The organism is Nocardioides sp. 31GB23 (assembly GCF_040012395.1).
GTDB lineage: Bacteria > Actinomycetota > Actinomycetes > Propionibacteriales > Nocardioidaceae > Nocardioides > Nocardioides salarius.
The window spans coordinates 1-11,773 of the sequence record NZ_JBDYKJ010000104.1; the positions used below are offsets into that span (position 1 = coordinate 1).

At 68.6% G+C, this 11,773-nt stretch carries 11 protein-coding genes; 4 read left to right on the forward strand and 7 right to left on the reverse strand.

The window, feature by feature from the left end; all coding sequences use genetic code 11:
- On the forward strand, positions 1-1,008 hold a 1,008-nt coding region (locus ABKW28_RS21705), incomplete at its 5' end, for an IS3 family transposase (protein WP_348613209.1).
- Positions 1,009-1,543: 535 nt separating this feature from the next.
- Here the strand turns inward: ABKW28_RS21705 and ABKW28_RS21710 are convergent.
- From ABKW28_RS21710 to ABKW28_RS21725, 4 genes are all read right to left on the reverse strand, one after another.
- Positions 1,544-2,374 (reverse strand): cytochrome c biogenesis protein CcdA, encoded by an 831-nt coding sequence (locus ABKW28_RS21710; protein ID WP_224280532.1) that lies wholly within the window; start codon positions 2,372-2,374, stop codon positions 1,544-1,546.
- A 97-nt stretch (positions 2,375-2,471) separates the two neighbouring features.
- Entirely contained in the window at positions 2,472-3,428 is a 957-nt protein-coding gene (gene ccsB, locus ABKW28_RS21715; RefSeq protein WP_348613211.1) for a c-type cytochrome biogenesis protein CcsB, read from the reverse strand.
- On the reverse strand, positions 3,425-5,017 hold the full coding sequence (locus ABKW28_RS21720; protein ID WP_348613213.1) for a cytochrome c biogenesis protein ResB: 1,593 nt from the start codon (positions 5,015-5,017) through the stop codon (positions 3,425-3,427). Before ABKW28_RS21720 ends, ccsB begins: the two co-directional genes overlap by 4 nt.
- A complete protein-coding gene (locus tag ABKW28_RS21725) occupies positions 5,014-5,595 on the reverse strand; it encodes a TlpA disulfide reductase family protein (protein WP_348613215.1) in 582 nt (193 codons plus the stop codon). Before ABKW28_RS21725 ends, ABKW28_RS21720 begins: the two co-directional genes overlap by 4 nt.
- Positions 5,596-5,866: 271 nt before the next feature.
- Between ABKW28_RS21725 and ABKW28_RS21730 the strand changes: the two genes are divergently transcribed.
- From ABKW28_RS21730 to ABKW28_RS21740, 3 genes are all read left to right on the forward strand, one after another.
- Positions 5,867-6,334, forward strand: a complete 468-nt coding sequence (locus tag ABKW28_RS21730; protein ID WP_348613217.1) for a TlpA disulfide reductase family protein — start codon at positions 5,867-5,869, stop codon at positions 6,332-6,334.
- Between the two features lie 134 nt (positions 6,335-6,468).
- A complete protein-coding gene (lnt, locus tag ABKW28_RS21735; RefSeq protein WP_348613219.1) occupies positions 6,469-7,992 on the forward strand; it encodes an apolipoprotein N-acyltransferase in 1,524 nt (507 codons plus the stop codon).
- Positions 7,993-8,249: 257 nt separating this feature from the next.
- Entirely contained in the window at positions 8,250-8,378 is a 129-nt protein-coding gene (locus tag ABKW28_RS21740; protein ID WP_348613221.1) for a hypothetical protein, read from the forward strand.
- Positions 8,379-8,485: 107 nt separating this feature from the next.
- Here the strand turns inward: ABKW28_RS21740 and ABKW28_RS21745 are convergent, their stop codons facing one another.
- The 3 genes from ABKW28_RS21745 to ABKW28_RS21755 all read right to left on the reverse strand — a co-directional run bounded on the left by ABKW28_RS21745 (position 8,486) and on the right by ABKW28_RS21755 (position 11,713).
- Positions 8,486-9,076 (reverse strand): cadmium resistance transporter, encoded by a 591-nt coding sequence (locus ABKW28_RS21745; RefSeq protein WP_348613223.1) that lies wholly within the window; start codon positions 9,074-9,076, stop codon positions 8,486-8,488.
- Between the two features lie 127 nt (positions 9,077-9,203).
- The gene (gene lspA / locus ABKW28_RS21750) at positions 9,204-9,746 is read right to left on the reverse strand and encodes a signal peptidase II (protein WP_348613225.1); all 543 of its coding nucleotides are present in this window, start codon (positions 9,744-9,746) and stop codon (positions 9,204-9,206) included.
- Complete coding sequence (locus ABKW28_RS21755) at positions 9,743-11,713, reverse strand: cation-translocating P-type ATPase (RefSeq protein WP_348613227.1); 1,971 nt, start codon at positions 11,711-11,713, stop codon at positions 9,743-9,745. Before ABKW28_RS21755 ends, lspA begins: the two co-directional genes overlap by 4 nt.
- Positions 11,714-11,773 lie beyond the last annotated feature (60 nt).

Consider the following 11,773-nt stretch of genomic DNA (forward strand, 5'->3'; position numbering starts at 1 on the left):
CCGGGTTCGGGAAGCGGCCCGGGGAAACGGACCTGCCGTAAGGCAGACACCGCGCCCCGGGCCGACTTTCACCGACCGCCCCACCACCAAATAGTCGCCTACATCGATGCCCATCGCCGCGGCGTGGTCGATGGGCGTGAAGTCGGGGTCGAGCCGATCTGCGCCGTGCTGAAGAAGGCCGGCGTGCAGATCGCCCCGAGCAGCTACTACGCCGCCCAGACCAGGCCGTCCTCAGCGCGCAGCGTCCGCGACGCCGAGCTGAACCGCGAGGGCGTCCGGGTGGCTCGGTGCACCGTCGAGCGGCTGATGCGCGCCGAGGGCCTGCGTGGGATCCCACGGGAGAAGACCCGCCGCACCACGATCGGCGATGGTGCTGAGACCGCGCGCCCCGAGGACCTGGTGAACCGCAAGTTCGTCGCGACCGGCCCGAACCAGCTCTGGGTGGCCGACCTGACCTATGTCAGGACGCACGCCGGCTGGACCTACGTCGCGTTCGTCCTCGATGTCTTCAGCAGGATGATCGTGGGCTGGCAGGTGTCCACCAGCCTGCGCACCGACCTCGCCCTGGATGCCCTGGACATGGGCCTGTGGACCCGGCAGCGCGCCGGCCACGACGTCACCGGACTCGTGCACCATTCGGATCGTGGAGTCCAATATCGAGCGATTCGCTACACCGAGCGGCTCGCCGAAGCCGAGGCCGTCGCATCGGTCGGAAGCCGGGGCGATTCGTATGACAATGCGATGGCCGAGGCGCTGAACTCGCTGTTCAAGGCCGAGTGCATCCGCAACCCCGTCATGCGCCCCAAGGGCGGCTGGAAGGCCGTGGGCGACGTCGAGATCGCGGTCGCCGAGCACGTCGACTGGTTCAACCACCGACGCCTGCACGGCGAGATCGGGCTCGTCCCACCAGCCGAGTACGAGACCACCCACTGGGCACGACAGCCGACCAGGATCACGCCAGAGAACTACCCTCAGACACCCGTCCCGACTGGGGCTGGTTCCAAGTAATCGAGCCTCCACGAAACCCGGGGCGATTCATCATCCCGGCCACACACAGCCCAGCACCGGCGGTGATCAGGGCTCCACCGGCGACGCGCGCTGGTCCGGGTGGGATGGGAAGGCGTACGGAGCGGCGGGCCAGCACCCACGCGGTCAGTACTGCGTGGGCGGAGTAGGCCGTCCACATGGCAGCCGCTGTGGATGCCCGCATTGACCCGTGCCCGTCCATGTCGTTCGCCATTCTGGCGAGAAGACCGCAGGCGGTGCGCGATGGTCGTATCACCGGTTATGGGCTGGGTCTCCGTCGCTGACCGTCGGTCGACGCGATCGGACCAATAGCGCCACCAATAGTGGGCGATGGGCGACCGTCCCTTCTTGCCACCAGTCGCCAAACTGCAACATGAGCTCCGCCAGCTGGCGCTCACGGTACCTGGACATCGTCGCTTCAGCGTCAGCTGCCAATGCCGATAGCATACCTTCCGTCGTCCTGGGACGCGCGGCGCCTACAGCGTCATACGGGGCTTCGTCTTCTCCCGTGAGGACCTCAGATCGGCGTCTGCCAGTTGGCGACCAGGCCTTGGAGCCGAGTCATTAGGTCGAGCCACAGCCCGCTGACCTGGAGTACGCCGAGCGCGATCATCACAAGACCGCCAACCAGCATGACCTTGGCCGCGTGGCGACGCGCCCACTGGAGGCGGGTCATGGCCCGTGAGACCGAGAAGGCCGCGATGATGAACGGGATCCCCAGACCGATGCTGTAGGCAAGGGACAAAAGGGCGCCGCGGCCGGCGCCGGCGCTGCTGGTAGCTAGCGTGAGGACGGCCGCGAGGGTGGGGCCTATGCAGGGGGTCCAGCCGAGGCCGAACATGACGCCGAGCAGCGGTGCACCGGCCAGCCCGGCGCGCGGGCGGTAGCCGAGCCGGAGGCTGCGGCTGGCGATCGGGAGTCGCCAGAACAGCCCGGTGAACATCAGGCCGAACACGATGGTGAGCACCCCCAAGACGCGGACCAGCGTCTCTTGATGCGCGATCAGCAGTGCACCGAAGGTGCCGAACAGAACGCCGTAGCTGGTGAATACCGCTGCGAACCCGGCGACGAACAGGACAGCGCCGAGGACCACCCGGTGGGTGCCTTGTGTGCTGCTGACGGCGCGGGTCTGGGTCGTCGTTACGTTTGCGACCTGGCTGGGCGTTTCGGCGGCGCACGCATCGGTTTCTTGGTGGTGCTCCGCGCCGGACATTCCGGCGACGTAGGACAAGTAGCCGGGCACGAGGGGTAGGACGCACGGGGAGATGAAGGAGACAAGGCCCGCCGCGACTGCCAACAGTGCGGCAAGCACGAGCGGGCCTGACATCACCAGGTCGCTGGCGCTCATGGCAACGATGATTTCGGTCCTGTTCTTTCCTCGTGCGACGTCTGGTGCGGAGTCGGTACGAACTTAGGTTACGACCACTGGATCGGCGCTCCGGGAATCAGACGCCGGCGTAGGAGTGCAGTCCGGTGATCCACAGGTTGACGCCGAAGAAGTTGAACAGGAAGGCGGCGTAGCCGGCGAGGGCGAACCAGGAGGCGCGGACGCCGCGCCATCCGGCGGTGGCTTGGGCGTGCAGGTGGGCGGCGTAGCAGACCCAGGTGATGAACGCCCAAGTTTCTTTGGGGTCCCAGCCCCAGTAGCGGCCCCAGGAGTTCTCGGCCCAGATGGCGCCGGCGATCACGGCGAAGGTCCAGATCGGGAAGGCGAAGATGTGGGCGGTGTGGGCGACCTGCTCCAGGGTGCGGGTGGTGGGGAGGGTGGCGGGGTAGCGTCCCTTGGGGGCTTGCGTCGTGCCGCGGCGCTCTAGGCGGTGGCGTACCAGGAACAGGCCGGTCGCGATGGCGCCGACGGTGAAGACTCCACCGGCGGTGATGGCGGCGGCGACGTGGATCACCAGCCAGTAGGAGTCCAGCACCGGCACCAGGTCGCCGGCGGGGGTGTAGAGGACGGTGACGGCCAGGCCGAGGGCGAGCAGGACGATGGCCACGATCCAGACGCCGAAGGCGCGGACCGGGCGCCTGGACAGGAACGCCAGGTACGCGGCGCCCGCCGCGAGTGCGCAGACGAGCACGAACTCGTACATGTTGCCCCACGGCACCCGGCCGGCCGCGAGGCCGCGCGTGATGACGCCGCCGAGGTTGAGCAGGAACGCCAGCACGGTCAGCGACGTGCCGACCGCGCCAAGCCGGCGGCTGCGGGAGGGCGGAGCGGCGACCATCGTGGTGGCGCCTGCCAGTCGGCTGCGGGCAGGGGAGTCGGCGACCAACGTGGTGGCGCCTGCGACCTGGCCGGCAGTTTCGGCGGCGTAGGCCAGCAAGGCCAGCGCGTAGACGGCGATGGCGGAGTACACCAGGCCGTTGGAGAGCTGAGCGAATGTCTGCTCGTCGAAGATCATGCGGAAACATCCTTGCTGGTGGTCGGGGGCGACGCTCCGCCCAGGGCAGCGACGAGGTCCTCGATCTCGTGTGGAGGAGGTTCGCGGCGGGTGAGGGAGTAGCCGGCGATCTCGACCAGGGTCCCGGCGTCAGTGCTGGGTCGCAGCCGCAGCCACAGCCGTCGCCGGCGGACGATCAGGGATGTGGTGAGCCCCACGAAGAGGACGATCGCCGCAACGAGGGTGATCTCCTTGCCGGGGTCGTAGGCGATCTGGAAGTTGGCGAACCGGGAGACCCCGTCGAAGGTGAGGGTGCCTTGACCACCGGGAAGCCGCATGGTCTCCCCGACCGAGAGCGCTTGGCTGAAGGGCTGTCCGTCGCGGCGCACCTGTGTCAGGTCGTCCTTGTCGAGGGTGAACACCGACTGCGGAACCCCGTCGCCGAACCCTAGGTCACCGGTGAAGGCGGTGAGAAACAACTGAGGATTCAGGGCGTCAGGAAACCTGGAGTAGGGGCCTTGGGGGCCGACATCGGCGGTGGGCAGGAAGAACCCCTCGAAGGCCAGCTCGGTCGGCTGGGCGTCCGGCGCCTTGATCACACCGTCGGAGGCGTAGCTGCTGTCCAACGGCAAAAACAGCACCGGCCCGGTGAACACGACCTTGTCGCGCCCGTCACGAACCGTGACGACCGGGGCGTACCCATTGCCGGTGAGAAAGAACTTGGTCTCGTTGACATTGAGCGGGCGGTTCGGCTCGACGGTGACGGTCTGCTCCTCACCGCTGCCGGCGCGGTAGGCGAGCCGGGCCGCGAACTCTGAGGGCTGGCCGAGGTTGGGGCCGCTGGTCTGGTAGGAGACGTCGAACTCCTCCAGGCGGAACGACAACGGTTCCAGGTCGTCGACATCGGTCCACGCTGAGGGAGTGAAGGCGTCGTACTGGGAGAGATCGTTGGCGAACGTGCCGCCCTCGGCGACGGCGACTCGGCCCTCGAACCCGATCAGCTTGCCGGCGGCGATGCCGACCAGGAGCACCAGCAGCGACAGGTGGAAGGCGAGGTTGCCGACTTCGCGTAGGTATCCGCGCTCGGCCCGGATCTCGTCGTTGGTGGAGACGACACGGAACCCCTTGCGCCGCAGATGCGCCGCTGCGGTGGCGATGATCTCGGCCGGCTCCCGGGTGATTTCCCAGCTTCGGTGGTCCTCCAGCCGGGCTAGGTTCCGCGGGGCGGGCGGAGGATCGCTGCGCACGGACTGCCAGAGCCGACGGGAGCGGGGCAGCACACACCCGGTCATGGAGATCAGCAGCAGTATGTAGATGGCGGCGAACCAGGGGGACGCGTAGACGTCGAACATCCCCATGCGGTCCAGCCAGGGCGAGATGCGGGGGTTGTCTTGCATGTAGTTGATCACTGCTGCTGGGTCGCTGGCGACGTTGCGCTGCGGGAACAGTGACCCTGGGATGGCGGCGAGCGCCAGCAGCGCGAGCAGGATCACCGCCGTGCGCATCGAGGTCAAGTTCCGCCACGCCCAGCGCAGCCACCCCCACGACGGCGGAGCCTGCGCCGGTCGTGCTGGGCCGCTGGCCGTGGTCTTCGTGTCGAGGTCAGTCACTGGCTGGTGTCTGCTTCCGCGGCGGTCTCGGTGACGATCGTCGACAGCGTCGAGTAGTCGGTGGGACCGACGATCCTGGCGGCGAGGCGACCCTGGGCGTCGACGATCAGGGTGCTCGGCACCGCGCTGGGGGGCAGCGCCGGTCCGAACGCGAGCACTGCAGCGCTGGAGGTGTCGGTGGTGATGCTGGGATACTCGATGTTGTAGTTGTCTTCGAACGCCCGGGCGGCGGCGTCGTTGTCGCGGACGTTGATTCCGACGAACCGCACCCCGAGATCCTGGGTTTCCTCCGACACTCGTTTCAGGACGGGGGCTTCGCTGCGACACGGCGCGCACCAGGAGCCCCAGACGTTGTAGACGACCACCTTGCTGGCCATGGAGGTGGTGTCGAAGTGGCCGCCTCCGAGCAGCTCGCCTGTGAACGGCTTGACCTGTTGCCGGTCCTGCGGCGCGATGACCTGAACAACGCCATCTGTGGCCGTTGGCGTGCCAGCGTCAGTCGTGCATGCCGAAAGCCCGATGGTCGCCACCACAAGGGCGGCCGCGGCGCGCGTCCGTCGCGTTCGGCGGCTGTTCATGGCAGTGCTCCTCCACGGGCTTCCGATGGGGCGCGCCAGGGCGCCGTAGTCAACTACTACTCTACATAGCAATAACCGCGTCCACCCCGCCGGCTCGACTGGCGACGAGAGAGCAGGCAGGAAATTGGGACGACCGACCGCAGGGCAACGACGGGTTCCCAGGTGGATAGTCGCGTGTGGTCTGACGACCGCTCTTCTGTCCGCATGCGGCGCGCCATCCAGCCGCGCCCCTACCGAGGATTCCGCGGCTCCGCCGGTCGAGCCCATTCAGGTGGCCGGTCTCGATCGCTGCACCGGCTCGGGACGCGAAAGCACCGGCGGGGAGAGCGCTGACCGACTTCCAGTGGTGAACCTGCTTTGCCTCAACGAGACCAGGGTGGTGGACGTGTCCCGGTTGGCTGGTCCGGTGGTGGTCAACCTGTGGGCGTCGTGGTGTGGTCCGTGTCGAAACGAGATGCCGATGCTCGCGCAGGCGGCCCGACGTCACCCTGAGGTCCAGTTTGTCGGCATCAACACCCAAGACCGCCAGGAAGCGGCCGCGGACCTCCTGAGCGAGACGGGCGTCACCTACCCGCAGTTGGTCGACGTCGACGCGGTCGTGCTTGACGACACCCGGGTCCCGGGATTGCCGGTCACGCTCGCCGTGGATGCGGACGGCAGGATCGTAGACCGGGTGATTGGCGAAGTCTCCAGGTCGGAGCTCGCCACGCTGCTCGACTCGATCACGGAGGGGGACTAGAACCGATGAGACACGCCGCGGGGAGTCCCTCCTTGGTTGGACCGGCCGGGGCTCGCACACCGAGCGCCTCCTTTGACCGCCACACTGACCGCCGCATTCGGCTCGCACGCATTCCCGCCGCCCTACTGGCCGGAATGGCTGCGGCAGGAGCTAGCGCTCCGTGGGACGAGCGGTGGCTGCTGCCGCTGGCGGTCGCGGCGCTCGTGCTTCTCGTGCAACGGGTTCCGGTGCGACGGGCAGCGGTTCTGGGGCTGTTGTTCGGGCTTGCCTACACCTTGGCCCTGACTGTGTGGATGCGGGCTGTCGGCACCGACGCGTGGCTGCTGTTGAGTCCCGTGGTCGCCGGCTTCTACGCCCTCATTGCGGTCGGGATCGCGCTCGTGCGCCGGCTTCGCGGCTGGCCGTGGTGGACCGCATGCGTGTGGGTGGCGGTCGAGGCCGCGATGTCGACGTGGCCGCTGGGCGGCTTCCCGTGGACCAGGCTGGCCTGGGCCGCGGTCGACACCCCGTTCGCGTTGTGGCTGCCCTGGATCGGCGCCACCGGCGTTAGCTTCCTCATCGCTCTCACCGGAGCGATCCTTGCCTGGGTCCTGCAGGAGGGGAGAGCGCGTCCCGCCGGAGCTGCCGCGGCCGTGGTCGCGGCGCTCCTCGTCGCGGTGGTACCCGTCCTGTTCAGCCCCGAGTCGTTGACATCCTCATGGGAAGCCGGGCGACCCGTGGTGACGGTCGCTGCGGTGCAGGGCGACGTACCCGGTGCCGGTAACGATCTGGTCGCCGTTCACCAGCAGGTCACCGCGAATCACGTCCGAGCCACGGTCGACCTTGCCCGGCGCGTCGAAGACGGCGCCGTCCCGCGGCCCGACTTCGTGTTGTGGCCCGAGAACTCCACCGCCGTCGACCCGTTCCGCGACGAGCAGACCAACGCGGGGATCTCCCGGGCCGTGGCGGCCATCGGAGTGCCGGTGCTGGTGGGCGCCATCGTGGACGGGCCCCGCCCGGACGCCGTCCTCAACCAAGGACTGGTGTGGCTCCCGGACGGTTCGACCGCGGAGCGTTACACCAAACGTCACCCGGTGCCGTTCGGCGAGTACGTTCCCTTCCGCAGCCAGATGGCCGGACTCCAGATCGGGCGCCTGGACATGATCCCACGTGACATGATCGCCGGCACCCGCAGCCGGCCGCTCGACGTCGCCGGCACCCGTGTGGTGGACCTGATCTGCTTCGACGTGGCCTACGACGACTCGCTGATCGCCCAGGTCCAGAACGGCGGGCAGATGGTGACGGTACAGACCAGCAACGCGACCTTCACCGGAACGTCGCAACTGGAGCAGCAGTTCACGATCAGCCGGGCGCGTGCCATGGAGACCGGCCGCACCGTGATAGTCGCCTCCACCAACGGCATCAGCGGCGTGATCGCCCCAGACGGCACAGTCCGCCAACAGCTGGAACCCCGGACAACCGACATTGCCATCACCGAGGTGGCGCTGGTGGATGCGCAGACCCCCGCGGTTCGACACGGCTCCCTCATCAAACTGGTCCTGTGCCTGATCGGGGTCGCCGCCGCGATCACGGCGGCCGCTAGAACCTCCCGCCGCCAGTTCCCCATGCTGGGGCATCTGAAGTCACGGCGCACACCGCGCGAGCGAGCCGATACCTGACCGTGCTCGCCCCAGCCCGAGGTCGGGCGAGAGTGTGGCCGCCGGGCTTGCTCAGCCGGTGGGGCCAGGTCGAGCCGGGGATCAGTCGAGCCGGGGACCAGGTCGCCATGCCGAGGGGAGAAGGCCGTGGTGGGAGTAGCGGCCGCAAGAGTCGCCCGCCTCGACGTGGGCCGGGCGCGTGCCTGGTTTTCACGGGGGCGACGCGCAACTCGCTCGTCGTGCTCCCTCTCGCGCTCGCTCTCCCAGAGGTATACGCCGTGACACCGGCGATCGTGGTCACCCAGACCCTGGTCGAATTGGTGGGGATGCTCGTCTACATCCGGCTGGTCCCCCGACTGGTCCCAGCCAAGGCGGCGGCCAGGACGGACATGCCGTCCGCGACATGATCGCCCAACGTTGCTGCGGAGATCCTTGAAGTACTCGACAGCCGGTGCCTGGCCTGAAGCAGCCCGTCAGTGCTGGGATAGCGACGACGCGCACAGGGCACCTGTGCTCATAGGCCGAACGCGCCACCTTCGACCAAGATGACGATGCCCAGGCCGATGAGCACGAGGGGGAACAGGACGTGCTCCCAACGCTCGAGAACCTCGGCGACCGGCTCGCGCGTGGCCACGAACTTCGCCGCCAGCACCAGGACGACGACAAGGGCCAGGAACACGACGCAGTAGGCGACCAGGGCACCGGTGCCGACGGAGAGGAACACCGGGACGTAGACCCCGATGTTGTCTCCGCCATTGGCGAACGTCACTGCGGCCACGACCCAGGCGCTGACCGGCCGCTCCGCCATGGTCTCGTCATCGTCGTCTCCGTTGCGCCAGACCTGCCAGGCGGCGTACAGACCCAACAGCAGGGGAATCAGACCGAAGTACGGAATGGCGTCGTCGGGAAGAAAGAGCCCGGCCCCTAGTGTCACCGCGAGGGAGGCGAGGAGGATGCCGGCGAATCCCAGATACTGGCCAACAACGATCTTGGCCGTCGTGCCTCGCTGTCCGGCTCCACGTGCGAAGAACAGAGACAAGACGATGATGTCGTCGATGTTGGTGACCAGGAAGAGGCCGATCGCCTGAAGCGCGGAGGAGATCATGGCGTGTTTGTTTCCTTCTGTAGACGGTCGTGGCGACGGGGTCGTGGACGGTGACGGGCCGGAGTCAATCGCAGCCCGCGACAACGGCACTGTGGCGCGGTGTCTCTGTGCGCCTCAGGGGTGCCGGTCAGAAGTCCCCGGCGTCCGTGTTGGCGGGGTGGGCGGCAGTCGACTTGCCGTCTTCGGCCACCGTGCGCTCGGGGCGGGCTTGCAGCACGGCGATCACGATGAAGCCGGTGACCAAGAAGGTGTCGGCTAGGTTGAAGGTGGGCCACCAACCGGTGTGCAGGTAGTCGGTGACGACGCCGTCGCGGGCACGGTCGATGACGTTGGCGACGGCGCCGCCGAGGACGGCGCCGCCGGCGATCCGCTCGACCCACCCGGCGCGCGGGGCTCGATGCCACACGTACGCGGCCAGGGCGATGGAGATCACGGTGGTGATGGCCACGATGACGCCGACCGGGAGCTTGTCGCCCATGCTGAACGCCACGCCCGAGTTGTAGCCCAGCCGCAGCTGGAGCAGCCCGAGGTCGACGGTGGAGTCGGCGAGCCGGGCCTCGGAGACAGCCTTGGCGACGAGGTCGATCGACGCCGCTGTGAGGGCCACCAGCACGACCACCGCCCGACTCCTCCGCGCGCGTGCCGCGGCTGGACTGGTACCGCTGGTCACCTGGCTCCAACTTCCGTCGTCAGCGGAGGCGAGGTCGGCTGGGTGGCCGGTGCGGGCGGCAGCGGCCGGGCGCGCCCGGCGCGGACCCCGTTGCCGATGACGAAGATCTCGGCGATCTCGTGGACCAGGACCACCGCGGCGAGCCCGAGCACGCCGAAGGCAGCGAGCGGTATGAGGATCGCGATCAGGCCGAGCGAGAGGCCGACGTTCTGCAGCATGATCGACCTCGCCCGGCGGGCGTGGCTGAGGCTGTGGGGAAGGTGGCGCAGGTCCTCACCCATGAGGGCGACGTCGGCGGTCTCGATGGCCACGTCACTGCCCATCGCGCCCATGGCGATCCCTACATCAGCGGTGGCCAGGGCGGGGGCGTCGTTGACACCATCGCCGACCATGGCAGTGGGCCGTTGCTCGCGGAGCCGTTGGATGATGGCCGCCTTGTCCTCAGGGCGGAGGTCGGCGTGGACGTCGCTGATGCCGGCTTGGGCAGCCAGGGCGGTAGCGGTGCGTTCGTTGTCGCCGGTGAGCATGGCGACCTTGTAGCCGTCGGCGCGGAGACGGGCGACGACCTCTGCGGCTTCGGGGCGCAGGTCGTCGCGGACGGCGACGGCGCCAATCATGACCCCGTCGTACTCCACGAGCACGGCGGTGGCGCCGGCTTCCTGCATGCTGGCAACGGGCTCGGCGAGGTCGCCAGCGGGGATCCAGCCGGGCCGGCCGAGTCGTGCCTGGCGGCCGTCGACGGTTCCGGTGATGCCGGCGCCGGTGACGGATTCGACTCCGTCAGCGTCGCGGTGCTGGGGTACGGCGGCGAGGATGGCGCGGGCGAGGGGATGCTCGCTCCGAGCCTCGAGGGCAGCGGCGATGTCCAGGACCTGCTCGCGGGTGTAGCCGGGTGAGGTGGCGACATCGACGACAGCCGGGTCGTTGCGGGTCAGGGTGCCGGTCTTGTCCAGCGCGACCGTCCGGATCCGGCCGAGCGCCTCGAGGGCGGCGCCGCCCTTGACCAGGGCGCCGATGCGGCTGGCGGCACCGATGGCGGCGACCACGGTGACCGGCACGGAGATCGCCAACGCACACGGGGAGGCGGCGACCAGGACGACCAACGCGCGCTCGATCCAGGTGGCGGGGTCGCCGAGGAGGCTGCCCGCGACAGCGATGAGGGCGGCAAGGACCATGATCCCGGGGACCAGAGGCTTGGCGATGCGGTCGGCCAGGCGCTGGGCATCGCCCTTGCGGGACTGCTCGGCCTCGACGATGCTGACGATCCTGGCGAGGGAGTTGTCCTCGGCCGTGGTGGTGACCTCGATCTCGAGGACGCCCGTGCCGTTGATGGAACCCGCGTAGACGGTGTCCCCGGTGCTGGCTTCGACCGGGACGGACTCGCCGGTGAGGGCGGAGACGTCCAGGGCGGTGCGGCCCGTGCGGATGACTCCGTCCGTCGCGACCCGTTCGCCGGGCCGGACCAGCAGCACGTCACCGATGGCGAGCTCGACAGGAGCAACAGTGACCTGGGTCCCACCACGAAGAATGGTGGCCTCGGCCGGGACCAGGGAGAGCAGGGCGCGCAGGCCGCGACGCGTGCGGGCCACGGCGTACTCCTCCAGCCCCTCGCTGATGGAGTAGAGGAAAGCCAGCATCGCCGCCTCGGCGACCTCGCCGAGGATGACCGCGCCCACGGCGGCGATGGTCATCAGGGTGCCGACGCCGATCTTGCCCTTGGCCAGTCGCTTCAGCGTGTGGGGGACAAAGGTCCAGGCGCCGAGCGCCAAGGCAACGGCGTTCAGCCCGGTCACCATACTTCGGGAGGCGTCGTTGAGATCAGCCACGAAGCCGGCGATCAGGAAGAGCCCAGCGAGAGCGGCGAACCTCAGCTCATTGACCTCCCACAGCCGTTCGGGCTCGTGCTCTTCCAGCTCTCCGTCGTCGTTTCGGGTTTCGTCGGGGCCGCAGCCGCAGGCGTCCGTCACAGTGCACGTTCCTTCGTGGTGGTGGGGGATTCGGGGTGGGACTCGGTGGCTGTCTCTTAT

What these genes read in the sequence shown, in the direction of transcription:
- ABKW28_RS21710 (WP_224280532.1), bottom strand. Translation starts at nt 2,374, where the DNA reads ATGAGCGCCAGCGACCTGGTGATGTCAGGCCCGCTCGTGCTTGCCGCA.
- ABKW28_RS21725 (WP_348613215.1), bottom strand. Translation starts at nt 5,595, where the DNA reads ATGAACAGCCGCCGAACGCGACGGACGCGCGCCGCGGCCGCCCTTGTG.
- ABKW28_RS21745 (WP_348613223.1), bottom strand. Translation starts at nt 9,076, where the DNA reads ATGATCTCCTCCGCGCTTCAGGCGATCGGCCTCTTCCTGGTCACCAAC.
- lnt (WP_348613219.1), top strand. Translation starts at nt 6,469, where the DNA reads ATGGCTGCGGCAGGAGCTAGCGCTCCGTGGGACGAGCGGTGGCTGCTG.
- ccsB (WP_348613211.1), bottom strand. Translation starts at nt 3,428, where the DNA reads ATGATCTTCGACGAGCAGACATTCGCTCAGCTCTCCAACGGCCTGGTG.